The organism is Bacillus cereus G9842 (assembly GCF_000021305.1).
In the GTDB taxonomy this organism is placed as follows: domain Bacteria; phylum Bacillota; class Bacilli; order Bacillales; family Bacillaceae_G; genus Bacillus_A; species Bacillus_A thuringiensis_S.
The window spans coordinates 2,637,629-2,662,771 of sequence record NC_011772.1; the positions used below are offsets into that span (position 1 = coordinate 2,637,629).

Genomic DNA, 25,143 nt, shown 5'->3' on the forward strand with positions numbered 1-25,143 from the left:
AGTTACTTACATTTCATATTCAAAATAGAGAAAAGACACCTTGAATGGTGTCTTTTCTCTATTTTAATTCCATATACTTTTTACGCCTTTGTTATTTTTAAACGATTTGTAGGAATTAATACAACTCGAACATCTAGTTCGTTATATGTTCGAATATATAATAAACATTATCTGAATTACGAATGTATTTCAGGTAATTTTATAAATAAACTCAAAGATATCTTCTTCTCCTACTGCCACAAAAGAAATAATCTATTGCTTATTTCTTTTATTAAATTGTAATATAATTACAGTATGTGAAATTATATTACATTAACTTTAAAAACGAAGTGAGAATAATCTTCACTTCGCTTTTTTTATTTGCAATCCTTGTTAAATTTGCTCAATGCAGTATTTATTTCCACATTCTTCGCTTTTATTTAATCGGTTTCTCTGTTTTTAAGACAAATGAACTTAATGCAGGAACTTTAATTTTATTGTCATGGACAACATAAAGTGGTTTACTTCCCGCCTGCTTCCCGTCTACTAGTACTTTCCAAGGACCTTTCGATGGAAGTGTTATATCAACAGCTTCTCTATTTGCATTGTGAGCCACTGTAAAGTATTCATTTTTATTCCCCTCTATTGTATAAGCTACCGTATTTTTCGGGGCATCAATAAATGATACGTGTGTTTTTATTTGCTCTGCAGATGTCATTCGAAAAGCTGAGTACTTTTTGCGTAATTCTATTAAACCCTTCATATAATCTACTTCATTATTAAACGTTGCACGGCGCAGCCAATCCATCTGGTTAATTGAATCTGGAGATTTGTAACTATTATGATCACCGTATTTCGTCCGCATAAACTCTTGCCCTGCATGTAAAAATGGAACTCCTTGTGATGTTAATAAAATTGAAGAAGACAATTTGTGCATTTGTTTTCGCACTTCTTCACTGTCACCTGAATTAGTTAACTCAAGTTTATCCCATAATGTATGATTGTCATGTGCTTCCACATAAGTTAATACCTGTTCCGGATCTTGATAGGTAGACGAATTTGTATCGTAGTCAATACCTGCCGTAATACCTTTTTTAATACGATCTTCCATGTTTTCCTTTCCATTTATAAAACCATTTTCCTTTTCCTCAAATACACTACCTTTCAACCCATCACGTATATTATCGTTAAAATGAGCAATCCCTTTCATTTTCTCTGCATTTTTTTGATTTGCTTTCAGCTCAGCTGCAAGAGGTGTATTTAAATCCCATCCTTCTCCGTGTAGTATAATAGAAGGGTCAATTTGATTAACAGCTTTACGTATTTCATTCATCGTTTCATAATCATGAATACCCATTAAATCAAAACGGAATCCATCTAAATTGTATTCTTTTGCCCAATATGTGACGGAATCTATCATAAATTTCCTCATCATTTTTCTTTCTGAAGCAGTATCATTTCCTACTCCAGTTCCATTTGCAAATGTTCCATCTTCATTGTAACGATAATAATAACCTGGAACTAACTTATGGAAATTAGATTCAGCAGCGTTATACATATGGTTATATACTACATCCATCACTACTCGAAGATTATTGTCATGTAGTGTTTGAACCATTTGCTTCAATTCAGTTATTCGCACAGTCGGCTCATAAGGATTTGTAGAATAGGAGCCTTCTGGAACGTTGAAATTTTTAGGATCATATCCCCAGTTATATTGCGGTTCATTTAAAGTCTCTTCATTTACAGAAGCATAATCAAATATCGGTAAAAACTGAACGTGAGTAACACCTAGATCCTTTATATGATCAAGTCCTGTTTTTACACCTTCTGGCCCTTTTGTTCCTTTTTCTGTTACACCTAAATACTTCCCTTTCTGTTTAATACCACTTTCAGGTTGGATGGAAAGATCGCGTACATGTAACTCATAAATAATAGCATCTTCCGGATTTTTAAATTTTGGCTTTTTGTTTGCTTTCCATTTTTTCGGATTTGTTTCTTCTAAATTAACGACTGCACCTTTATCTCCATTTACAGAAGCAGCACGCACATATGGATCAACCGCTTCAGTCCATGTATCACCGATTTTGACCTTATACGTATAAAAGAGCCCTTTTTGATTCCCCTTTAGTTCTGCTGTCCAAGTTCCCTTTTCACCTTGTTGCATGTTTATTTCAGCACCTATTTTATCGTTCCAGTTTTTATATGTAACTAACTTCGCTTCGCTTGCAGTAGGAGCCCATAAACGGAACTTTGTATGTTGCGCGGTATATGTATTCCCTAAATCGTTACCACTATAATAAAATAAATTATCAAATTCCTCGCTACGAATGACTTTACCAATTTCAGTATTCGTATCAGCTAAGTTTTCTATTTTAACTTTGTATGTTTGTTTTAAATCAATTTTCTGTTCCGTAATTATTTTGACCTTATTAGTAATATCTCCACTATTTATATCATAAGGACTAATATTTTTAATTTTAATGCCTTCAATTTCAATTTTCTTTTCCCTAATATGAAACGGGACATTAGTCGTTACGGTAATTTCATGGAAACTATCAATAGTTGCTTTTTGAATTGAGAGATCTGAAGAAGGCTTAGAGTTATATACTTTTTCATCGCCCGAAAGAATCCATACTTCAGCACGACCGCCCTTTATATTTTCAATCCAACGATCCCCACCATCTTTTTCCCATTCATTTGTTCGAACTATAAATCCTACACGATTATAGTCACCGTCTATTTTTATCTTAGCGTATTTTCCAAATTCATCTTCACCAGTAAATTCATAAGATGTACCATTTGCATTTTCTCCCCATAACCAAAGATTCCAGTCTTTTGTATTTCCAAGCTTCTCTTTGTAATGAATGATAACTTCAGTTGTTTTCGAATTTGAAACTGCCTTCACACCCTGAAAGGAGAAAACAGATGATAACATAACGATTAAAGTAAGTAATAAAACTGTTTTGTTAATTAATCTTTTTATAATTTGCACCACATACACCCTTTCTTCAAATATTACTAGCGATTTATTATGCTTACACTGAATAACACTGCTTAAATTAATCTAGAAATCTCTTTTGCTTCACCTCCATATTGGCTATTTTCACGTATGTATTTCAATGACCTTTTAATACGGAAGCGTTTGCATAAATTGCTTAAAAAAATAGATTTGTGTATGCCCTCATATATTTGTAAATGCTAAAAGGTCAGGGAAATCATTTTAAAGCAATCGTTTGTTATCGTTTTCATTTTATAGACTTTCTATCAAGAGGTCAATATATTATTAATTTTCTGTTTTTATATACTTTAAACCTTATTTATTTGTCGCAACTTCTTACAGATAACGCGCCTAATTATTGCTTAGTCAGTTTATTTTCAACAATACATCGCTACGTAAAAAAGCTAATATCCTTAAAATGATATTAGCTTTTTTCATAATGTATTAATATATGAATGAGAACTATAATTCTAAATTACTTAATTTTTGCTGCATCAAATGCCTTTTGAACTGCTTGAACTTCAGCTGTATTCGCCCCATATTTATTAGTTGCCACTCGAATACATGCTGATTTCAATTCTTTGAAATTAGAAGTCATGTTTAACTCATCAGTATTTGCATAATAGAAAATATCAAACATTTTATCTTCACCAATTCCTTTAACAGTTACTCCGTTATGAGTTCCGCCTTTTGCAATGAGATACGCAACTTTATTAATAATACTTGAATTAAAATGAACACCGCCTTGATCCCATCCATTAAAATCGTTAAATTCACTGTAATCATCTGGATAAGGTACTCCGAGTGAAGATGGAACAGAAGCTGGGTTTTCCATATCACGGAAAACAGATCCCGTTTGTTCTCCCATTGTCCAATTAAAGTTTCCATTATTTACGTATTTCTCAATAGATGTTCCCATAATATCAGATAGCGCCTCATTAATCGCACCGGATTCACCGTAATATTCAAGATTAGATTCACTAGAAGTAACAGCATGTGTAAATTCATGTCCAGCTACGTCATATGCTTTAACAATAGGATCCCCATATACAAGCATACTTCCATTATTAGCACTTAATGCATTCTGCCAATTTTTCGGATCATTCGTCTCTTCAGAATCCCAAGCATGTACAACTGAAACTACCTTTTGTCCCTTATTATCAAAGCTATTACGTTTGTATTTATCTTTATAAAAATCAAATACTTTTGTTGCTAAGTAATGAGCACTTACTGCTTTTGGATCGTTAAATGTTGCCGAAGTACTAGTCGCTAATGTACCAGGATAATAGCTTTCTTCTTTAGTAATATCTCTGTAATTCACATCATATGTTTCAATTCCTTGCCCTCTTGTATAATCAGCAAGAGCATATTTGCCATTACTTTGTTTAGAGATACCAAATGAACGAGAAATACCTAAATCATCTTTTCCTGTTCCAGTTAATGATGTAAGACTGCTTTGTTTACTTTTCTTTAAAGCTCCAACTAGTTTGTCACTAGCTTTTAAGTTAGATTCTTGTACCATATTTTTTAACATATCACCATTTTGTGCATTTACTAAATAAGTACCAGAAACATAGTTTGGTGTTGCAGCTTCAAAGGTAACTTGGTATGCATTTTTAGCTTGTCCATTATTTTCATCAACAAAAATAACCTCTTTAACTTCTGGCTCAGTAATAAACTTGATATCGTTCCCGTACTTCGTATAAATAAATTGTTTTGCTTCATCTTTTGACAGATTAATAGGTTTTTTCAATTCTTCTTGTTTTAGATTTTGCGCGCTATCACCTGAAACACTTTTAATAACACCATTATTATCTACGTGTGCAGTTAATTGATGACCATATACTTCTTTTCCTTCGTATGTTTGCTGCATACGTACAAGTGTAGTTCCATCATACGAACCACGTTTTTGAAGGACTTTATAATCTACTCCTGCTTCTCCATTGACTTGTTTTTGGGAGAGAGCTTGCTCTGTTTTCTCCTTAAGTGCATCCTTTACTACATTTTCTGGTGCCTTTTGTGACGGTTGTGTAAGTTCACCCGAACGGAACGATTCCTCCTGAATTTGAACTTGTAACTGATCTGTTTCCTCTGCATGACCTACCCCATATGGTGCCACAGCTGTTAAAGCTAATCCTGTTGTTAATGCTACCTTAGTTAATGTCTTTGTGTTTTTCATTATTTCACCTCGTATAATTTTTGAAATAGAAAGCTTGTACAAAGTATACTGTCTATTTCTGTCGGAAAAAAGAGAAAATACACAATTTATGTAACATTATGCAAAATTACATAAATTGTGGTCAATATTATAAATAATGAACGGAACACATATGAACATTAATTTGAATAAAAAAGAGTCCTTTTAGGCGCTCATCCAATTGGTTAATTATCTATATTCATTCTAATAAAAGTGCACTTACATCTAAATAACAACATAAAAACCCACTCTTTACTATTGTAAGAGTGGGTTTAATGCTATTAAAATAACAATTACTATAAGAAACCTTATAATTTATATTTTTTTAGTAATCCTACTAAGTTTTTTGTAAAATTCACCTTTCGTTTTTATATGCTTAAACTGATTTGGATTAATATTTGCTTTTTGTGAGAGTGCTACAATCTCTTCTTTTGTAATTGAATCTTTCGTATTTATAGATGCTATATTTGTGTATTTTCCGTCTTCTGTTTTTGGAATTTCTAAAATCCCTTTATTCACAAGATCAACTACAGCCTTATGCTCTGAAGAATGTAAATCTACACCAGTAATTTTCCAATTACGCATAACTTTTGGTGTGTATACACCGTTCTTTACCTCTTTTAAATATGTAATAGCAAGGTTACGAATGGTTCCACCTGTTTCTCCAAATGCATTCTCTTGTTTAGATGACCAAATTTGTTCAAACTTACGCCCCTCTAAAGCTCCTCCTTTTGCCTGAAGAGCCTCCATTCTATATGCATTCATTCCCAGCGTCATAACATCGCTCATTTTGATTGGTTTGTTTGTACGAATAGAGCGTAAATTTGTAATTCTACTTCCGTATGGTTTTGTTAAGTCAATTTCGTATTTTACGCCTCCAAAGAAATCGTTCGTACTGTATTTAGATGCACGGCGGGTTTTATCAAAGCTAACGGTTACATCTCCGGCACGAGATGAGTTAAAATATCCTGCTGCCCATTCCATATAGTCTTTTAAATCTTTTCCAGAAATCTTATATACTGTAATTTCTCCCAAGGCATATTGGTAATTATACGCAATATCTTTTTTCTTAATAGGACCTGTATCCAAACGGGCATAATCATTATCAATTTGATGGGCTACTACATCTGCTTTACTGTAGTAGAGCATGACTTCATGAAAGAAATCTGATAAAGGTGTTTCTTGAATCTGAACACTTGGGATACCCTTTATTTCATTTTCAGGAACAAGATTTCTACCCTTTAATTGAGCGACTACAACATTTGCATCTCTTCTCGCATATTCGTGAAAAGGTGTTAGTGTTTCTTCAAGTGTAGGATCAGATATTATCGTTGTTCCATCAGCATTTTTTACAGGTATAGCGGTAGCAGTTTTATCTTTTAAAACCAACTTCCCATCTTGCTTTGTAAAAGTAAGGTCAATACGTGAAATATGTGTTCCATATTTATCTGGCTCTGTAATAATTACGCCATTTACAACTTCTTTTTTTACAAGTTTATGCATGTGAGCCGCAAAAATAGCGCTTAGTTCCGGACAAGCATTTGCAATATCTTGAACACCAGTACCAGGGATACCATTCTCATTTTCTAATCCCATATGCATAACTCCTACCATTACATCTACTTTACCTTCTAATTCCTTAATTGCCTTTTTCGTCTCTTCTACCGGATTTTTCACCACTAAACCATTTAAGTGATCTGTCCCTTTTTCAAAATCACTAATCATTGGTGTATTCATACCAATAATCCCAACTTTAATTCCACCTTTTTCTACAATTGTATATGCAGGAAGAAAGCGCTCTCCATTTTCCTTATAAATATTTCCTGCTAACGTTTTTCCCTTATATTGCTCACTAACTTTTTTCAATGTATCTAATCCAAAGTTGAATTCATGATTTCCAAATGCCCAGGCGTCATATCCCATTGTATTCATCGCTACCATCATTGGCGATTGTGGCTTATCGTTGAATAATTCTACTGAGTTTCCTTGAATTGTATCCCCGGCATCTACTAATATGGTATTTTGATTTTCTTGACGGACCTTCTTTATAACCGTATAAAGCTGCGTCAAACTTCCACTCATATTTGCTCCATCAAGCGCATAATCCCAAGGCATAAATCTGCCATGAATATCTGCAGTACCTAACAATGTAATATTAACTTCAGATTCCTCAGCCTTAGAGATAGGTGGTTTGACTATTACTGCTGTTCCGAGCAGTAATAGAATTACAAAGTAACATACATAGTTCTTCCATTTCATTTTTTGCATAATAATAATATTTCTCCCCTTTTTGTACTTTCGTAAAGTTGTTTGAACTTTAAAAATGTAACTTATTATTCGGGAAACTTCAACTACAAAAGATAATTTTGAAGGTGGTTCTGTTGCAAAAATAAAGAGAATAAATTGCATACATCCCCTAACAGAATTGTATTTTATCGTTTCCTGACAGAATACCCCTTCCTTAAGGGTGTGAAGTGTACTTTCAAAATAAGGATATATCATTCATTATCATTTCAATTTATTAAAACGTGCATATACAATATGTTATGATGATTAATTTTTTGAATTTCGTTGCTGATTTATTTCCTTCTAAATAAAAACACTTTCAAAAAAAATAACCCCGCTCTTCATTTAAGACGGGGTTATACTTATACAGAAAATCGGATAGTTTTATATTTTCTTAAGCTTATTGGTTACTTTCAACTAATTTCATTCTATTTTTGTTTTCTTCTGAATCAATATGAATCAATCGTTTCCCCTGTTTATAATACGCATCAATAAACAGGGAATGATTTTTACTTTTCAATTTCACAAAGCAATTTTATCTCTTTGATTTGTTCTATATGACGCTGTTCATGCAAATAGATTAATTCTATCCACTGATCAAGAAATAATTCTCCAAGAGCTGGATGCATCACTGATTTTTTTACTAATTTAGATTCATCTTCTATTGTACTCAGAAAACGCATCAATTCTTTTCTTGATTCGTTTAGCATATTGAGCATTTGCTCCACTTCAAATGGTTCTATACTTGGTTCAATCATTTCTGGAGCTATAAACTTTTTCGTTCTATCTAATAAAATAGTGTGAATTTCTTTACGCTCATTTTGGGTACTATCTAACTTTTTTAACCCTGAGGAAATAACTGTTATCACTCTTTCATCTAATAAAACTAAATGATGACAAACTTGTGCAATACTCCATTTATCCTTATCTGGTTTCCTATTAAATTGAGCATCACTCAACAAATTAATTTCCTCAACTAATTGATATCTCGTTTCATAAAACTTGTTATTTACAAATGTATCCATGTGGATTCTCCTTTCATTGCAACCTACATACTTAAATTCCTACGCTAGAAATATTATCTTCGAAAAAAGATTTTCTTTCACTACTATTCCAATTTCATTTTAAAGCCACAAATAAATCAACCTTTAACTTTCCTTCTAAATCCTCAGGAACATTATTTAAGCAAAACTCTAAATTATCTCTATCATAATCTGCATCATACTCACTATTTGGTAGCCACTCTGCATACATGTATTGATACGCTTCACTTAATTTATGAGGTTCACCATAGAACTGGTATAGACCATATGTACCTCCATCTAATCTTTTAAATTGCACATCATGATACTTTTCTTTATCGAAGTTTTCAGGAATCGTAACACATGCATCATGCCGGCACTTATGACTTGCAACGAGTTCAGGATTATCTAATGATATTCCGATAAATGATTGCTCTGGTGGATAAAGGTTATTTTCAATTGACCAGTTCAGTAACTTTCCCCAGTGATTTTGCGGTTCAAAGTAGCTACCAGTTCGTCTTATATACGCTACTTCTAATGGTGGTAATTTTTTTATAACAACTTTCATTTACATCTTCTCCCCTATAAATACGTACACTGTTTAATTAGCTTTTTTTAACATTTATTCCTTCTTAAATTAAAAGAATTCTCTAATCATATAAAGTGAACCTTTAATCAGCGGGGGATAAATTTCAATTGTAATATAATTGATTACTACTACTAAAGTAGTATGTACTTTCATACTTTTATTTGATTTTACATTCTTTTTAAATCGATATATTAATTGTAAGGAAATAAAAAGGTGGAGGATTTTAATTGATTAAAGGAATATACGAAGCACATTTACCAGTGAGTAATTTACAACAATCTATCGAATTTTATGAAAAACTAGGATTGAAGTTAGCCTGGAGCGATGAGTCAACAGCATTCTTTTGGATTGAGGATGGGAAAAGTTGGCTAGGATTATGGGCGGGCTCTGAATACGAAACAAAATATCATCCTTCTTTACGTCATATTGCATTTAGAGTTTCATATGAGGATTTAAAAGAATCATTACATTGGTTACACTCACTTCAAATTAAAACCGTTCCGTTTGGAAGTAATGAATCTATTGAACCCTTTGTCCGTCCACATCAAGGTAATGCATCTGTTTATTTTATTGATCCAGATGGTAATAGCTTAGAACTTATTTGTCATATTGTTGTACCTAATGCACTAAAACATATAACTAATAAATTATCATTTAAAGATTGGGAGACACTATTAGCTGACACATTTGAATGAATATAAGCTATAAATCATAGTGGCTCGCCTTTATTTTTATAACATGTATAACAATCGTGAATAATAATGTCCTATCAATTTATCATTAAATAAATGTAAAAAATGACCCTATTTATTCATTTTTCATGCGTATGTATGTACATTTGTGAATTTATTCGATATATTATGGGTATTGAATGATTACGAAAAGTGTATAGGTCGCTTATATAACACCTTATATTTTTATATCCGTGAAAACTACAAAGTGTATGAAAATCCATTTGTCAAATGAATTTAGTGCGGAAGGAGGTTTGTGGTTACTTCATAGGGTATAATAATCAGTTTTTTACTGATAAAAATATAGGAGGCGACATAATGTTTCGTACGATTTCAAATTTCATGAGAGTAGCTGAGATAAGAAGGAAAATCCTTTTTACACTAGCGATGTTAATCGTTTTTCGAATTGGCACGTTTATTCCAGTTCCTCATACTAACGCAGAGGTATTAAAAGTACAAGATCAAGCTAACGTTCTAGGTATGTTAAACGTATTTGGTGGAGGAGCACTGCAACACTTCTCAATCTTTGCTGTAGGTATTACACCATATATTACAGCTTCTATCATAGTACAATTACTTCAAATGGATGTTATACCTAAATTTTCGGAATGGGCAAAGCAAGGAGAAATGGGCCGTAAGAAATCAGCTCAATTCACTCGATACTTTACAATCATTCTCGCATTCATACAGGCCATCGGAATGTCTTATGGCTTTAATAATATAGCTGGTGGACAATTAATAACAGATCAAAGCTGGACTACATACTTATTTATTGCGACAGTTTTAACTGCAGGTACTGCATTTTTACTTTGGTTAGGCGAACAAATTACCGCTAACGGAGTTGGTAATGGTATTTCGATGATTATCTTCGCAGGTCTCGTTGCCGCGATTCCAAATGTTGCAAATCAAATTTATTTACAACAATTCCAAAATGCTGGCGATCAGCTATTCATGCACATAATAAAAATTGTTTTAATTGGACTCGTAATTTTAGCGATAGTTGTTGGCGTTATTTACATTCAACAAGCTGTACGTAAAATACCGATACAATATGCAAAAGCTGTTTCAGGAAACAATCAATATCAAGGAGCAAAAAACACTCATTTACCTCTTAAAGTAAATAGTGCTGGTGTTATACCAGTTATCTTTGCTTCTGCATTTTTAATGACGCCGCGTACAATTGCGCAGCTCTTCCCTGATTCAAGCATATCAAAATGGTTAGTTGCAAATCTTGATTTCGCACATCCAATTGGAATGACACTTTATGTCGGTCTTATCGTTGCTTTCACATACTTCTACGCATTTATTCAAGTAAATCCTGAACAAATGGCTGAGAATTTGAAAAAGCAAAATGGATATGTTCCTGGTATTCGTCCTGGTAAAGCAACTGAACAATATGTAACTAAAATTTTATACCGTTTAACATTTATCGGTGCAATTTTCTTAGGTGCAATTTCTATATTACCGCTCGTATTCACGAAAATTGCTACGTTACCACCTTCTGCCCAAATTGGTGGTACAAGCTTACTTATCATTGTCGGTGTAGCACTAGAAACTATGAAGACGTTAGAAAGCCAGCTTGTAAAACGTCATTATAAAGGTTTTATTAAAAAAGTGAATTAATTATAAAAAACACAGTTGGAAAAATAACCAACTGTGTTTTTTATTGTATCAGTCCTGTAATATACAGGGCTGTTGCTTTATTAAACTACATCTCCTTCTCTAATAACCGCCCTTTTTTGAAATAAGTCCGTAGTGTAGAACGATTGGCTAAAAATACACCAATCAATATAAAACAAGCCCCCATTCCCATTATAGGATTTAAAGGTTCTCCTAAAATGATATATCCCACAATTATTGCAATTAATGGTGATACATATAACCACGTCGATGGAAATACTGGATTTGTTTTTGATAAGAGCCAGTAATATAGTCCGTGTCCACCGATCGATCCGATAAATATGAGATATAAAATAGGCCATTGTACACTCCATGAAGTTAATACAGTTACATTTGGTTGTTCTACAATAATAGATGCGATTAGTAGTAAAATCCCTCCATAAAACATTTGAATACCGTTAATAAGAAATGGTGATACATTTGATAAATCTGAAAGTATTTCTTTCGAACGAATAGAGCCTATTCCGTAAAATAACTCTCCTATAACTAAAACAATACAAGCAATACTCCATATGAAACTTACTTGTTGATGCATTCCTGGTAAAGAAACAAATATAACACCTATTAGTGCGATAACTAAAGCAACGAGTTGCTCCTTTTGTAATTTCTCCCTATTCCTCTTTGCTTGTATTAATAAAATCATCATTGGTCCCGTAGCAGAAAGAACAGCAGCTAATCCCGAAGAAATATATTGTTCTGACCAATATAAACTTGCGAATGTCATAAATGTTAAACAAAATCCAGCATACATAATACGTTTTGAAAATATATGTGGCATAATTTCTTTTCGCTTTAATTTAAAAATAATCATAAGGATTATGCCCGCTAAAAAGAATCGAATTCCTGCTGAAAACAACGGTGGCGCCCCTGCTTCAATTCCAATTTTTATTGTTAAAAATGTTGTCCCGAAAATAATACATACTAAAATGTAATTAAAAATGACCATTTTTCTTCCTCCTTTTTACTCTTAAAATGAGTATAGAGGGTATGGTGTATAACAGTGTATCAATACATATAACAGTTACTTCAAGTTGTAGTTGATTCCCTATATATTTTTCGCTTTAATTAAATTAAAAAGAAAAATAGGTGAAACTATGAAGATTGTATTGCGTAAAGAATCAAACATACCGTATTACAAGCAAATATATATGCAAATTGTTGAAAGAGTACAAAGTGGTATGCTTTCACATGGTGAATCCCTTCCTTCTTTACGTTGTATGGCCACAGATTTACAAATCAATGTATTAACTGTTCGTAAAGCGTATAAACAGTTAGAAACGAAAGGGTATATACGCATCGAACAAGGAAAAGGTGCTTACATATATAAACGTGTAAAGAAAGATTTCAAACCGATACCGTATAAATGGCAACAATCAAGATCTATTAATGTTATGCGTTCTCAATATGCAATGAATAAGCACCGTAAATATTATGATTTTTCACAAGCAATTCTGTATCCTCGTCTGTTACCAAATCCATTTTTGGCAGACGAAATGCATAAATTGCTAGATAAAAATCCGATGTTGTTAGCAACTTATGGGCCAGTTCAAGGCGATTATGAACTGCGAGTTGAAATAGCAAATTACTTAAATGAACACCAGAAATTAGTGACGGACCCATCTCAATTATTAATTACAAGCGGAGCACAACAAGGAATTGATTTAATTGCTCAAACATTATTAAAACCTGGAGATATCGTATTAGTAGAAAGTCCATGTTACAGTGCTGCGCTTGACGTTTTCATCAATAAAGGTGTTCAAATCATTCCTATTTCTCTTGATAATCATGGAGTTCGCTCCGACTTAATTGATGATATTTGTCAAAGTAAAAATCCTGTTTTATTGTATACAAATCCCACCTTCCAGAACCCGACAGGTACAGTAATGAGTAAAGAACGAAGAATGGAACTTATAGAACTAGCGGAGCTATATCAATTTTTTATCATTGAAGATGATTCTTTCGGAGAAATATATTTTGAAGGTGCTATAGTCCCACCACCAATCAAAAGTTTTGATAAGGATGGCCACGTGATATATATAAAAGGATTTAGTAAAACGTTAGCACCAGGACTCCGTATCGCAGCACTTTTTGCCGATGGTCCTATTTTTGAATGGCTATATGCAGTGAAAGGTTCCATGGATATCGGTAGTCCTTTATTAACACAGAAGGCACTTCTACCTTTCTTACGTGCGGAACGTATGAAAAATCATTTAGAAAAATTACGTACAGCTTTACAAATGAGACGTGATTTAACAATTGATATACTATCGCCATTAAAAGGACTAAACTTTGAGATACCAAATGGCGGTTTTAATTTATGGGTGAAACTGCCTGATTCGATAGATCCCTTTACCTTATTACAAAAAGCAAATGAAGTAGATGTCTCTTTTTTACCAGGAACAGCTTGTCTATTAAACTACGAAACAAATGATAACCAATTAAGAATTAGCTATTCAATGTTAAACGAGAAAGATATGGCAATTGGATTAGAGAAATTACATGATACAATACGAAACAGTATTTGTTAGAAGTAATAACACAATAGCCAACAATAAATAATACCCGAAAATGACAATGTGTAGTATGGGCTATTATTTATTGTTGAGCTTTTTCGTTATTCTTAACAGCCGATTTTAAAACTTGTCTTTCTTTCAATTCTTCAACACTGCCATATCGATCAATAACAATTGCTTTCATTTCCTCTCCTCCTTGCTGTTTATTTTAATAACATACAATTATTTCTCAAAATTTTTTGCCTTGAATTACCATATACTTATTTTTGGGGGTAATTATGCAAAAAGCATTATAAAGTAAAACTTTAATCATTCCTCACCAATCGGGCTCTTACTGCCCGGCAAATAGCGGGATGAATTTCAAAAAGAATCTTACACACATCTTAGAATCATCCAAAACTGTTTTATTAATTAAATTCAAAAGAAATGAGGCTAACTATATGAGTGAAAAGATATTTAAAATAAACGGAATTGATATATGTACAGAAAGCTTTGGGAACCCTAAGAACCCTGCTATTTTATTAATTATGGGCGCTACATGTTCCATGGTTTATTGGGACGAAGAGTTTTGTGAGCTGTTGGCTAGTACGGGGAAATTTGTTATTCGCTTTGATAACCGTGATGTTGGACGCTCTGTTGCCTACGAACCTAGAACTTCCAATTATACAGTAACAGATATGGCTGAAGATGCAATTGGAGTACTAGATGCTTATCATATTGATAAAGCTCACCTATTTGGTATGTCATTAGGTGGTATGATTGCTCAAATTGCCGCTATAAAACATCCCGAAAGAATTTTGACGCTAACTTTACTAGCGACTAGTGTAATAGGATCTGATGACAATACTCGCGATTTACCTCCAATGGATGAAAGAATTTTAACACATCATGTAAATGGCACAAGTATAGATTGGACAAATAAAAACGATGTGGCAGAGTATTTAGTTTCAGGATCTCGTCTATTATGTGGATCAGAACGAATATTTGATGAAAATAGAGTTTATACACAAGTAAAACAAGAAATAGAACGCGCAAATAATTTATTAAGTATGTTTAATCATGCTTTACTTCAAGGTGATGATGCATATGAAGGTGTACTTCACTCCATACAAGCACCTACATTGGTTATTCACGGAACAGATGATACAGCACTCCCATTCGAACATGGCCTCGCACTAATTGATGAAATTCCAAACTCAGTACTATTAACTCTTAAAGGGGCAGGCCATGAAAACCATCCAGATGACTGGGAAAACATAATTACTGCTGTTTCTAAACATACATCTGAAATTTAGACAAACAAATAATTAACAAAAGGGGCACAAATTATATTGTGCCCCTTCTATTTACAAACAAAAACCCATCACTGTATTCGTATGTATAGTGATGGGACTTCTTATATTTTTCTATGTTTAAAAAAATGGACAATCTAATTGATCAACAGATTCCCATAATTTTTTTTTTGCATTTTCGGTGGATGTATTTGTTTCTAGTGTCATGTTTTTAAAAGGGTTTACTTCAACTTTTAATAAGGATGAAGGCTCCACATATAATGAGAAAACATGGCTGCTTGGTAAAGCTTTAGAAACGTCAATATCTCCTACTTGTTTAAATAGTTGCTGCGCAGCAAAAAAGAAGAAATTAGTTGGATTTGATTGTTTATTCAGCCACGCAAGCATTTCAGGTGATACCGATTTATGAATATTGATTTTTACTCGATCACCACGTTTATATCGCCTAGATCGCATACTTCCACCAACTAACTTATCGTTAAGTTTGTAAATCCTAACTCTTTTTGCTTATGCTCTCTATATTTTGGCGAACAAGTATAGACTAATAATCCTCGTGCATTGGTAAATAACGGATTATCTACAAAGATTACATTTTTGAGTCGTCCTTTTTGCTTTAAAATCATTTTTAAACTGTTTTTAATAATTACTGCACCACCGCCATAAATAAACACGTATGGATCGTCTTTCATATCATCAATTTTATTTATAATATCTGTTGCAACACGAGCTGCTAAACCTAATAGTGCCGGCTGTGATTCCTCAACTAATAAGGTATTTCTCGGATGCTTATCATTTAAATAAATTTGATTGAATTCTGTAATACTATCAATCGTCTTAGTTGGATACTTTCGGTTCCATCTCGTGATAATTTGTAATAACGTCTCTTTTACACCATAAGATAAACCTTTACTTAGTTGCGGACGGAAATTTACCCCTAATGAAACAACTTCTTCTGTCGTCCCTGCACCAATATCAAAAGAGAGTAGAGTCTTATCTACAAAATCAATTTCAGAAACTTGATTCGGCTCACATTCTATTTTATGTTTCACAACATTTCCTTCTTCATCGTATACAATGCCCCACGTCCCAGATGCGCCCTCAGGCAGGCATTTACAAAACTCAATTGAAACATTAATTGTCACATCGCGTCCGTTCGGATAATGGAAAATAACCTTATGATTTCCCATATAACGTTTTGCATTTTCAGCAGCTATTTCTTGTGTAATAAGCTGCATAGGAAGAGCGACAGATAAATCATAACGAATATTAATATGGCTAGAAGTTGGACTTTGTCGCATAGCGCTTACCGCCAAACCTGATAGTATTGTAATAACCATTAACTCATCCGTTGACTTATTCGATTTCTTCTCTACCTCAGTACCTTTTAATTGATCTTGAATGACTTTTTCTCCAACGATGTATCGTACATTATTTAGCATTAACGATGGCGAACTTATAGTCACATCAATGTGGTTTTCTAATTCAGATAATGAAACATCTACCTCATCTAAAAGTCCTGTAGGCTCACCTATATATAAAGAATAAATACTCGGAATAAAAATAGGGTCTTGCCCTTTCACCATTAACTTCAAACCGTTGTTTCCTGCATCTGCACCAGCTTTTAAAAGTATAGACATAACTACCCCCTAAATTAATCTGACATCCCTTCCAAATATATGCGAGCCCATTCTTTTACATTCAAATGTATTGTAATTTTTTATTTATCATAAAACCAAAATATTGCATACTTACATATTTTATGTAAAAAGTATTTGACATGATACTTTTCCAATTTTATACTTATATTTGTAAAGAGTTTTTTACAATCGAGGGGGGCAATTATTTATTGAATACTAAAAAAACTATTTTTATCATCATTGTTTTAGCATTAATTGCAATAATAGTACATGGCACATATAAATACATCACTGAAGGTTCTATTTTGGGTAGTACGATTTTTGCTATTTCGTTAATACTTAGTAATTTAATTAATCACATTACTTGGGGAGATCCCCACGGTGTATCAGAAGAAAGTCAAGATGAAATGGGCCAACAAATTACATATAAAAGCTTTAAAATTGCGTATTTTGTGCTTGTAGTTATAATGTTCCTTTTATTAATCTTCTCCGAAGGATTTTCTATGGGGGCTAATTTAGATGGCGTTAAAAACCTCCCTCTGTTCATCGCAATTTGCTCTTCATTCTTTATTTATCCTATTGTCGAACTCATAGTTGCAAAACAATATAAGTAAAAAGATGAGGTTTTCTACATGTAGAAAACCTCATCTTTTTATATTTACATACTCTCTACAATTGCTTTTAATTTATTCACAGTCCGCCAATTCCTAACTGTAGCTGGTGTATGTAACTTCTGAAACTGGTTCATTAATTTAGAATTTCGAATGCTATTTTTGAAAAACAAATAAGCAACCTTCTCATCTATATAGCAATCTTCAAGTTCACTTTTAAATGTAAGCAATTGACTACTCTCTTCTTCAGAAAGTACATTAGCTAAAAAAGCAACATGAACACTTTCTCCTTCTAACAATGAATGAACTTCATACGGACATTGTTTAATAATATTTATAAATTCATCATGTGTTCTTAGCATGACTGGAACATCGAAATCAAATTCATTTTTCATTTCAGATTGTATTCGGTCCTTTAGAAAGTTTATACCTTCCTCAGATTCGAACACGATATTACCACTTTGTATATATGTTTTCACATGTTTTAATTCTATTGATTCAAACAATCGTTTTAAATCAGCCATTTTGATTACTTTATGTCCACCGACATTGATTCCTCTTAGTAGTGCAACATAAATTGTCATATTATTCCCCCACAATAAAATGAATTTATCAACTGAATTGATTTTCCCACTCATATTTCTCGGATATTTGTTTTAATTCTTCTAACATATCATGAATAGATAATACCTCAAATAAAATAATAGATTCACTTGAGAAATGGTGATGATAATGATCTGGTTTATAATCTTTTAAATCATTTTTATAACTCCAAAATTGCTTGTCTAATTCAGCAATAAGTTTAAAATGTTCCTCATCAATTTCATTACAACGGTTTCTCAATATAGCAATTATAGAATAAGTTGTTTGTTGTAATATTTCCCTTTCACTTTGTGACCAGTCACAGGTCTCAATTGACACTCGAGCTAAATTATCTATATGGTAAATGATTTGCTGTAATAAATGCAATTGCTTTTGTACAAGTAAAAAGCTTCTCATTTCCTTCTTTGTATGGTGATGATATTTCCAATCTTTCTGCTCATATTGAACAAATTGTATCGCCTTATGCAATAATAAAGTCAATTTAGATAGATCCTGAGCTGTCTCCTTTTTCATACCTTTTCCTGCAAGTAATGCAGTAATCCATTCTTCCATAATATTTGCTGTTTTAGCAAATAGATCCTCTGTACATCCAAAAATCGTTTTCGTGTAGTGTGGTGGGAAAATGAAAAAATTCACTAAAGTAGATACTATAATACCAGTAGATGTAGTAGCTAAACGAATTAAAAATGCAGTAAAATAATGATCTGCCGTAATTGGAATCATAGCTACAGCAGTTAAAGTCGCGACTAATGTTCCCGCATGTAACCTTAGTTTTTGACATGTAACAATCGTAAACATCGCAGCTAATGCATAAGAAATTGCTTGATGGCCTAGGAAAAATGTGAAAGTCATGGCATATGCCGATCCAATTGTTGAGGCCGGAAAGCGAATAAACCCTTTTTTTATTGAGTCTGTTGCAGTTGGTTCAATTGTAACAATTGCTGTTATTACAGCAAAAATAGTTGGGATGTTAAAAAATTTACAAACTAACACTGTAAGAAAAACTGCAATCCCAGTTTTAATCACTCTTCCCCCAACAATATTCCATTGTCTATCTTGATTCATTTTTTATATCCTTCATTTCTGTTTCATTTTATATACATATATTATATATTGTTAAAATAAAAAAACCTACTACATGAATATTCAAGAGTAAGTTTTCTATCTCATTATTTCATTATAGGTAAATGCATTATTATTTGTTGGCCAATTGGTCCCATTCTTCTAAAACCTTTATCTTGGAAGCCGACTTTTGCATATAAATTTTGTGCAGGAATATTTCTTTCATTCACAGCAAGTACAACTTCATTTTTTATTGGAAAATAACGTTTTACAAACTCTTCTAATAATAACAATGACTTTTTAGCGTATCCCTTTCTTTGTCTATTGTGATTAATAGAAAATGATGTTAAAAGTAAAGCATCCTCATTATCCGTAAACTCCTTTACTCTATCTCCCGTTTGCAATGCGAAAAGACCAACCGGTACCCCATTGTAATCTAAAATAACAATCACATTTTTTGTACGATCACTTTTTGCTTTCTCCAGTAATGCGCTTGGATCTGATGTAAACTGAACTTGTTCACTTGGTAAAGTAAATGTTTGAATAACTTCTTTATATTTCTCCTTATACGGAACTAATTGAATTTCCCCTGTGTGTATGTTCATGCTAAACTCTCCCATTTTTTGCTTATTAACTTATACCTTGCTGTACTTTTGAATGCACTCTTCCATCTAAAAAGGTAATTTCAACAAATGAATTTGGATCGTTTCCTTTCCAAGCAAAAATTTGTTTAATTTGTGTAGAATGCTCTACCCCTTCTTCTATAAGTAAATCCCCTTCACAACCAATTAAATCTTTTACTTCTGTATAAGTCATTCCTTCATTTATGTTCGAGAAATGGTTTATATTGATAGACGCTTTCTGTTGCCTTTCCATCACAGTAGAAGAAGTTGCTGTTTGATTTTTCACTTCTTTTCTCTGTTCACACGCTGTCATACTGAAACCTAAGCAAAAACTAAACAATATACATGCGCTTTTTTTCATCATAACAGTTGTCCCTCCCATCATAATTAAACCATATATTCCCTTAAAAATAAACTGAATATTTAATATTATATTCAAAAACCTCGTACAATTAAGTACGAGGCTAATTTCATTTATTCAAATGATTATTTGATTGATCATCCTGTTCTTTTCTTAGCTCTTGTTTTTCATCTTTTGGTAATTGTTTATCATTATCTTTAATTGGATTCGTTTCTCTATTTTCAATCATATCATTTGGAACTTGTGGCATTACTCGGCCCACAATAGCCGCTAATTCATCTAGTATACCTTCACCTGTTTTTCCTTTTTTAATTTGCTTTCCAATTTGTTTGAGGCGTTCATACGTATCAACATCTGCTACAACGACTGCATTAGCACCGTCAGGATCATTTTTTAAACTTTCTGCAACAGAGTATTTAATTGATTCAACTCGAGTTCGATCAAGTTTTGCTTTTACGTCTATACCTACAATTGCATATTTGCCGACTACTACGGCTGTCGCATCATTCACACCTGGCACACTTGCAGCTAAAGATGCTAAATGATCTGCTGCTTTTTCATTTGGCTTATTTAATTTATTCGTATAATTAACATTTTTCATTGAGACATTTTTTTGTTCCGGCTTTTCGTTTGGATTGTCTTTTTTTCCAATACTGCATCCAGTTATAACGAAGCAAAGCATCAATATATATATTAGAGTTTTCATTATTTTCACCACTTCACTATTAAGGTTTAATCATAAATTTTTTCAACAGCTTGCATTTTCTTTACCTTTTCTTCGGCCCCACTATTAGCATTAATGAATATTTGGTACGTATCTTTTCCTAAAGTACCTACAAATTCATAGCAAAGTACTTCATTATGCAAATCATTGACTACTACAGCTTTACGTTCTTCCATTACTTTCACATCCGGATTGATTTTCTTTCTTGCTTCTGCTACAGTTAACTTTGCCGATGGAACTGTTCGTTTTTGATGCGACGCTAAATATTCTTTTGCGGAGAACCCTACGATAGAACCGTCATCTAAAGCAATTTTCATTTGGATTGCTTCTGGATAAATTCGTACTCCATTTTCATTTACTACATACGTAAACACACCAACATTATCATATTGAGAGCTATCATAAAGCTCCATATTATTAAACTTATGGTCCTTTAAAAATTTCAAACCTTTACTACCTGCATCGTTTAAACTAACTTTCTGTTCTTTAATTTCGCGGTTATTCATAACCCAAATTGGATATCCGCCTTTTCCCGTAATATCCATATAAAACTCATTGTTCGTTGCTTCATCTTTAATTTTCACACTATAGAAAGATTCTTTCGCACCTTTTCCGCTTTTCTCAACATCTACTTTTTCATTTCCTTTTAAATTCAAAAACGATTTTGCAATTTTCGCCGCTTCATCTTTAGAAATTGCCTTTCCTTGCGCTTCAAATCCGCCTTTTTTATTTTTTTGCGCACTTGTAAAGGTCGGTCCGAAGTTTGTAGAAGAATATGATGTTACGTTTTTCTCTACAGTTTTCAATCCATCAATAATTGTGTTATCTGCTGGATCGCGATTTGATGCAAGTGCCATTTCTACATCCATCCAGCGTAAATTATTTTTCAAAACAAGATGTTGTACTTTTCTTAGTTCATCTTGTATATTTCCTGCATTTGAATATAAAGTTTGCAACGTTTTATATTCTTGCTCATTTAAAGGCTCTTTTTCTAAATCACGAATGGCTGCACGGTAACTAAAATCACCGATATTCGCTAAAAATTCTTCCGTTTTATTAAATGGCATTAATGTTAAAGGAAGTTGCCCTACATCTGAGCGAGCTTCAGATGTTAAACGCCATACATCCGCTAATGCAGGTGATAAAGATGATCGTGAATTCATCGCAAGTGTTGTGCCAATTTTATCGTGTAATAAATCGACTTCGTATGCTAAATCATGGAATGCACGTTGATAGCTATTTTCCGCTCTAATTAAAACCGCATTTTTCTCTTGGTGCTCTTTATAGCCCCAGTATCCTGTTCCTACTACACCGACTGTTAATAATACAATGATAATACCTCGTAACATTGTCCCACCTCCGCTCTATTTACAGAAAATATGTTTACCGATTTTTTTAATTTGTGGACGAGTCCAAATCCATTTACTAGTCGCAGTATCTGGATTGAAATAATATAAAGCATTTCCTGTTGGATCCCATCCATTAATCGCATCTAATACAGCTTTTTTCGCTGTTTCATTTGGCGTTAAATATATTTGCCCATCCGCAACTGCCGTAAAGGCTCTTGGCTCAAATATTACTCCTGAAACGGTATTTGGAAATGATGCACTTGTAACACGATTTAAAATAACAGCAGCTACTGCAACTTGTCCTAAATACGGTTCACCACGTGATTCCCCGTATACTGCGTTTGCCATGAGTTGAATGTCATTTTGCGAATAACCATTCGGAACATTTGTCCCTTTATTTTGAGATGGTTTATTTTTTTGTGCAGTACTACCACTATTTCCTTTATTGGCAGTGGACTTGTCATACTTCGTTGCCTTCACGAGCATTTGCTTCGTTTTAGCTCCAGCTAAACCATCAACGGGTAATCCGAATTTCTCTTGAAAATTCCGAAGTGCCCAATATGTACCCCATCCGAAAACACCATCCACTTTTCCCGTATAAAATCCGTTATATTTCAAACGAGATTGCAGTTCAATGACATCTTCGCCAGATGCTCCTCTTTGAATGACTTGATTAGAAAAAGCTTCTACATTCTTTAGTTGTATACTACTGACCATTAAAGACAGTCCTATGAACGCAAGTAAAACTGCTATTTTAAAAATAGCTTTTTGGCGCATACTTTTCCCTCCTTAATTACAGAAATGATTTCTTGGTTATGTTTTGTAAAAGCCTCGCTTTTATGTAAAGAAGACAAAAAAATCCAAACTAATATCGTTGAAAAAATATGTAAACAATATAAAAAAAGGATAAAAGGAGTTCATCATGAAAAAATCGTTAAAACGTGTCGCACTCGTCATTCTGTTCCTAACAACATGTTCAAATATATATACAGGCTCATCAATTGTTCATGCGCAGCCGCCGTATGCCAAATGGGGTAAACTTGCCGTAGAAAAGACGAAAGAACAATACCCAAAAGCAGAAATTATTGATTATCTACATATAGGTAGAAAACCCAAAACAGTTCAAATAACTGTTGAAAAATTTAAATTGTGGTTACGTGAAGATGGAAAAGAATATGGTGTTTTTGTTGATGTAGAATTTGAAACGAAGACGGAGAAATTTATAAAGTTGTCGTTTCAGAAGACGAGTAGATAAAGTGAACCCCCACTGTTAAAAACAGAAACAGTGGGGGTTCTTGCATTTCTAAAATTCTTTCCTAAAATTTCGATTCCCTAAAAATCTTACCAATATACAAATAGCGCCAATTACAACAGCTATCCCTATACTATATAAAAGGACTCTACCATATCCTCCTATTCTCGGATCTAAAAAAGGATATGGATACCAATTTACGATTGGACCACGTAATAAGCTATATACAACGTAAAAAAACGGGAATAAGAGCCAACTTGCAGCTTTTTTCCAGGTGATTTTCTTATTTGGTGGATTTAAAATCCAATCTAAAAGCATGGTAATTGGCATGATATAATGCAGCACCGTATTTACCCATGGTATTGCAGTTTGAAGTGATTCTTCTAATCCTCTTAATAGTAAAAAATAAATTAGTCCTGTCGTAAGTATATATACCGTTGCCGCACCACGAAGTATACCAAACTGCTCTGATCGACCAAATGTAGCTGTTCCGATACTGCTTAAAAGGAGAATACATGCAACTAAAATGTTACTTTCGATCGTAAAGAAACTAAAAAAGTTAACTGGATTGAACGGTTTCACTTGTGCCCTGATTATGAATTGCGTAATAATGGCGCTACATGCTAGAAGACTTAAACATAATCTAAATAAAGATAAAGTTTTTTCACCCCTCATACATTCCCTCCTTTTCTTATAAATAATTAGAATTTCCCTGTACATGCTCAATAAATAATTTTAATGGAACGAGCCCACGCTTTGGCATATGACTACTTATAATAGCTACTACTTCTAACTGAGGAATGATAACGATGTATTGTCCGCCATATCCCATAGCGAAATATATACAATACGGTATGTGAAATCTTTCGTTATGTAATACCCACCAGTGATATCCATAGGCACCGACATGTTCATATGTTTCAAATTGCGCCCTGCTTGACTCTTCTAACCATTGTGCTGATACAATTTCTTTCCCATTCCAATATCCATTTTGTAAACATAATTTTCCTAATTTTAATAAATCTGTAGATTTCATTTTCATACCGAAGCCGCCAACATATATACCCTGCGGATCTTGTTGCCATTCGTATTCGTTAATTTCTAATGGATCAAATAAATATTTCTTTGCAAACCGCTCTGTCGACATTCCAGTAGCTTCTTGAATAATATAGCTCAGTAAATGAGAAGAACCTGAATTATAATTCATTTTTGTAGCAGGTTTTTCAATTATTGGCTTTTCTAATATGTACTGTACCCAGTTCTCTGATTCTACAAAGTCATTTGGGAATACTACTCCATTCCCAAACTCTTTCCAATCCTCACCAGTAGTCATTGTTAATAAGTGATAAAGCGTCAAATCATGTTTTTCCCCAGGTACATTTTCAATCCACTCTGTAATCGGTGTATGTATATCATTTATATAGCCCTTATCAATTGCAATACCAATTAATAAAGATACGATACTTTTTGTAATCGAATTTATTTTATATAAGTTATTTGCACATTCAGGTGTTTTATAATACTCAGTTGTTAATTCCCCTTTTTGATAAACAAGAAATGTATTCACTTTTTTCTTTTCGAATTTATTTTCTAGTTGCTTGAAATCCAAAAACTTTACCTCCATTTAAATA

At 33.1% G+C, this 25,143-nt stretch carries 23 protein-coding genes; 6 read left to right on the top strand and 17 right to left on the bottom strand.

Going from position 1 to position 25,143, the window contains the following annotated elements:
- Positions 1-415: 415 nt before the first annotated feature.
- The 5 genes from pulA to BCG9842_RS13175 all read right to left on the bottom strand — a co-directional run bounded on the left by pulA (position 416) and on the right by BCG9842_RS13175 (position 9,053).
- Positions 416-2,974, bottom strand: coding sequence for a type I pullulanase (gene pulA / locus BCG9842_RS13155; RefSeq protein ID WP_001165754.1), 2,559 nt, complete (start codon positions 2,972-2,974; stop codon positions 416-418).
- 481 nt (positions 2,975-3,455) lie between these two features.
- A complete protein-coding gene (locus BCG9842_RS13160) occupies positions 3,456-5,159 on the bottom strand; it encodes a M4 family metallopeptidase (protein ID WP_000799185.1) in 1,704 nt (567 codons plus the stop codon).
- Positions 5,160-5,492: 333 nt separating this feature from the next.
- Complete coding sequence (locus BCG9842_RS13165) at positions 5,493-7,445, bottom strand: bifunctional metallophosphatase/5'-nucleotidase (protein WP_041488161.1); 1,953 nt, start codon at positions 7,443-7,445, stop codon at positions 5,493-5,495.
- 527 nt (positions 7,446-7,972) lie between these two features.
- A complete protein-coding gene (locus tag BCG9842_RS13170; protein ID WP_000379383.1) occupies positions 7,973-8,488 on the bottom strand; it encodes a DinB family protein in 516 nt (171 codons plus the stop codon).
- A gap of 94 nt (positions 8,489-8,582) precedes the next feature.
- Positions 8,583-9,053, bottom strand: a complete 471-nt coding sequence (locus tag BCG9842_RS13175; protein ID WP_000869618.1) for an AraC family transcriptional regulator — start codon at positions 9,051-9,053, stop codon at positions 8,583-8,585.
- Positions 9,054-9,301: 248 nt separating this feature from the next.
- Between BCG9842_RS13175 and BCG9842_RS13180 the strand changes: the two genes are divergently transcribed.
- Together BCG9842_RS13180 and secY are read left to right on the top strand one after the other, a co-directional pair.
- On the top strand, positions 9,302-9,769 hold the full coding sequence (locus BCG9842_RS13180) for a VOC family protein (protein WP_000589638.1): 468 nt from the start codon (positions 9,302-9,304) through the stop codon (positions 9,767-9,769).
- 354 nt (positions 9,770-10,123) lie between these two features.
- Positions 10,124-11,428: a preprotein translocase subunit SecY gene (gene secY / locus BCG9842_RS13185; protein WP_000490132.1), complete on the top strand. Its 1,305-nt coding sequence runs from the start codon at positions 10,124-10,126 to the stop codon at positions 11,426-11,428.
- An 85-nt stretch (positions 11,429-11,513) separates the two neighbouring features.
- Here the strand turns inward: secY and BCG9842_RS13190 are convergent, their stop codons facing one another.
- Positions 11,514-12,431 carry a DMT family transporter gene (locus tag BCG9842_RS13190; RefSeq protein ID WP_000234335.1) on the bottom strand — a complete coding sequence of 306 codons (918 nt, stop codon included), beginning with the start codon at positions 12,429-12,431 and terminating at the stop codon, positions 11,514-11,516.
- A 148-nt stretch (positions 12,432-12,579) separates the two neighbouring features.
- Here BCG9842_RS13190 and pdxR point away from each other — a divergent pair, with 148 nt between their 5' ends.
- Together pdxR and BCG9842_RS13205 are read left to right on the top strand one after the other, a co-directional pair.
- Positions 12,580-14,013, top strand: coding sequence for a MocR-like pyridoxine biosynthesis transcription factor PdxR (gene pdxR / locus BCG9842_RS13195; protein WP_000706774.1), 1,434 nt, complete (start codon positions 12,580-12,582; stop codon positions 14,011-14,013).
- Positions 14,014-14,438: 425 nt separating this feature from the next.
- Positions 14,439-15,293, top strand: a complete 855-nt coding sequence (locus tag BCG9842_RS13205; protein WP_001290768.1) for an alpha/beta fold hydrolase — start codon at positions 14,439-14,441, stop codon at positions 15,291-15,293.
- A gap of 117 nt (positions 15,294-15,410) precedes the next feature.
- Here the strand turns inward: BCG9842_RS13205 and BCG9842_RS13210 are convergent, their stop codons facing one another.
- Positions 15,411-15,746: a hypothetical protein gene (locus BCG9842_RS13210; protein WP_001257762.1), complete on the bottom strand. Its 336-nt coding sequence runs from the start codon at positions 15,744-15,746 to the stop codon at positions 15,411-15,413.
- An 11-nt stretch (positions 15,747-15,757) separates the two neighbouring features.
- Positions 15,758-16,927: a ParM/StbA family protein gene (locus BCG9842_RS13215; protein WP_000025620.1), complete on the bottom strand. Its 1,170-nt coding sequence runs from the start codon at positions 16,925-16,927 to the stop codon at positions 15,758-15,760.
- Between the two features lie 209 nt (positions 16,928-17,136).
- Between BCG9842_RS13215 and BCG9842_RS13220 the strand changes: the two genes are divergently transcribed.
- The gene (locus BCG9842_RS13220; RefSeq protein WP_001093136.1) at positions 17,137-17,541 is read left to right on the top strand and encodes a hypothetical protein; all 405 of its coding nucleotides are present in this window, start codon (positions 17,137-17,139) and stop codon (positions 17,539-17,541) included.
- Between the two features lie 44 nt (positions 17,542-17,585).
- Here the strand turns inward: BCG9842_RS13220 and BCG9842_RS13225 are convergent, their stop codons facing one another.
- The 7 genes from BCG9842_RS13225 to sleB all read right to left on the bottom strand — a co-directional run bounded on the left by BCG9842_RS13225 (position 17,586) and on the right by sleB (position 23,037).
- Positions 17,586-18,122 carry a DUF1697 domain-containing protein gene (locus tag BCG9842_RS13225; RefSeq protein WP_000158574.1) on the bottom strand — a complete coding sequence of 179 codons (537 nt, stop codon included), beginning with the start codon at positions 18,120-18,122 and terminating at the stop codon, positions 17,586-17,588.
- 28 nt (positions 18,123-18,150) lie between these two features.
- On the bottom strand, positions 18,151-19,206 hold the full coding sequence (locus BCG9842_RS13230) for an aromatic acid exporter family protein (RefSeq protein WP_001070855.1): 1,056 nt from the start codon (positions 19,204-19,206) through the stop codon (positions 18,151-18,153).
- Between the two features lie 104 nt (positions 19,207-19,310).
- Positions 19,311-19,823 (bottom strand): GNAT family N-acetyltransferase, encoded by a 513-nt coding sequence (locus BCG9842_RS13235; RefSeq protein WP_003278429.1) that lies wholly within the window; start codon positions 19,821-19,823, stop codon positions 19,311-19,313.
- Between the two features lie 10 nt (positions 19,824-19,833).
- On the bottom strand, positions 19,834-20,190 hold the full coding sequence (locus BCG9842_RS13240; protein WP_000976437.1) for a hypothetical protein: 357 nt from the start codon (positions 20,188-20,190) through the stop codon (positions 19,834-19,836).
- Between the two features lie 106 nt (positions 20,191-20,296).
- Entirely contained in the window at positions 20,297-20,893 is a 597-nt protein-coding gene (locus BCG9842_RS13245; protein ID WP_000854051.1) for a YhcN/YlaJ family sporulation lipoprotein, read from the bottom strand.
- Positions 20,894-20,919: 26 nt separating this feature from the next.
- The gene (ypeB, locus tag BCG9842_RS13250; protein ID WP_000943737.1) at positions 20,920-22,260 is read right to left on the bottom strand and encodes a germination protein YpeB; all 1,341 of its coding nucleotides are present in this window, start codon (positions 22,258-22,260) and stop codon (positions 20,920-20,922) included.
- 15 nt (positions 22,261-22,275) lie between these two features.
- Entirely contained in the window at positions 22,276-23,037 is a 762-nt protein-coding gene (sleB, locus tag BCG9842_RS13255) for a spore cortex-lytic enzyme (protein ID WP_001249046.1), read from the bottom strand.
- 145 nt (positions 23,038-23,182) lie between these two features.
- On the opposite strand from sleB, the gene BCG9842_RS13260 reads away from it, so the two are divergent.
- Positions 23,183-23,515 carry a DUF3889 domain-containing protein gene (locus BCG9842_RS13260; protein ID WP_000749154.1) on the top strand — a complete coding sequence of 111 codons (333 nt, stop codon included), beginning with the start codon at positions 23,183-23,185 and terminating at the stop codon, positions 23,513-23,515.
- Positions 23,516-23,563: 48 nt separating this feature from the next.
- On the opposite strand, the gene BCG9842_RS13265 is transcribed toward BCG9842_RS13260, so the two are convergent.
- On the bottom strand, positions 23,564-24,187 hold the full coding sequence (locus BCG9842_RS13265; protein ID WP_001213866.1) for a Pr6Pr family membrane protein: 624 nt from the start codon (positions 24,185-24,187) through the stop codon (positions 23,564-23,566).
- 16 nt (positions 24,188-24,203) lie between these two features.
- Positions 24,204-25,121, bottom strand: a complete 918-nt coding sequence (locus BCG9842_RS13270) for a serine hydrolase domain-containing protein (RefSeq protein WP_000346246.1) — start codon at positions 25,119-25,121, stop codon at positions 24,204-24,206.
- Positions 25,122-25,143: the final 22 nt, after the last annotated feature.

Excerpts from the sequence above, each read along its gene's own strand:
- BCG9842_RS13160 (WP_000799185.1), bottom strand. The coding sequence starts at position 5,159 with ATGAAAAACACAAAGACATTAACTAAGGTAGCATTAACAACAGGATTA.
- BCG9842_RS13165 (WP_041488161.1), bottom strand. The coding sequence starts at position 7,445 with ATGCAAAAAATGAAATGGAAGAACTATGTATGTTACTTTGTAATTCTA.
- BCG9842_RS13170 (WP_000379383.1), bottom strand. The coding sequence starts at position 8,488 with ATGGATACATTTGTAAATAACAAGTTTTATGAAACGAGATATCAATTA.
- BCG9842_RS13175 (WP_000869618.1), bottom strand. The coding sequence starts at position 9,053 with ATGAAAGTTGTTATAAAAAAATTACCACCATTAGAAGTAGCGTATATA.
- secY (WP_000490132.1), top strand. The coding sequence starts at position 10,124 with ATGTTTCGTACGATTTCAAATTTCATGAGAGTAGCTGAGATAAGAAGG.
- BCG9842_RS13190 (WP_000234335.1), bottom strand. The coding sequence starts at position 12,431 with ATGGTCATTTTTAATTACATTTTAGTATGTATTATTTTCGGGACAACA.
- pdxR (WP_000706774.1), top strand. The coding sequence starts at position 12,580 with ATGAAGATTGTATTGCGTAAAGAATCAAACATACCGTATTACAAGCAA.
- BCG9842_RS13205 (WP_001290768.1), top strand. The coding sequence starts at position 14,439 with ATGAGTGAAAAGATATTTAAAATAAACGGAATTGATATATGTACAGAA.
- BCG9842_RS13210 (WP_001257762.1), bottom strand. The coding sequence starts at position 15,746 with ATGCGATCTAGGCGATATAAACGTGGTGATCGAGTAAAAATCAATATT.
- BCG9842_RS13215 (WP_000025620.1), bottom strand. The coding sequence starts at position 16,927 with ATGTCTATACTTTTAAAAGCTGGTGCAGATGCAGGAAACAACGGTTTG.
- BCG9842_RS13225 (WP_000158574.1), bottom strand. The coding sequence starts at position 18,122 with ATGACAATTTATGTTGCACTACTAAGAGGAATCAATGTCGGTGGACAT.
- BCG9842_RS13230 (WP_001070855.1), bottom strand. The coding sequence starts at position 19,206 with ATGAATCAAGATAGACAATGGAATATTGTTGGGGGAAGAGTGATTAAA.
- BCG9842_RS13235 (WP_003278429.1), bottom strand. The coding sequence starts at position 19,823 with ATGGGAGAGTTTAGCATGAACATACACACAGGGGAAATTCAATTAGTT.
- BCG9842_RS13240 (WP_000976437.1), bottom strand. The coding sequence starts at position 20,190 with ATGATGAAAAAAAGCGCATGTATATTGTTTAGTTTTTGCTTAGGTTTC.
- BCG9842_RS13245 (WP_000854051.1), bottom strand. The coding sequence starts at position 20,893 with ATGAAAACTCTAATATATATATTGATGCTTTGCTTCGTTATAACTGGA.
- ypeB (WP_000943737.1), bottom strand. The coding sequence starts at position 22,260 with ATGTTACGAGGTATTATCATTGTATTATTAACAGTCGGTGTAGTAGGA.
- sleB (WP_001249046.1), bottom strand. The coding sequence starts at position 23,037 with ATGCGCCAAAAAGCTATTTTTAAAATAGCAGTTTTACTTGCGTTCATA.
- BCG9842_RS13260 (WP_000749154.1), top strand. The coding sequence starts at position 23,183 with ATGAAAAAATCGTTAAAACGTGTCGCACTCGTCATTCTGTTCCTAACA.
- BCG9842_RS13265 (WP_001213866.1), bottom strand. The coding sequence starts at position 24,187 with ATGAGGGGTGAAAAAACTTTATCTTTATTTAGATTATGTTTAAGTCTT.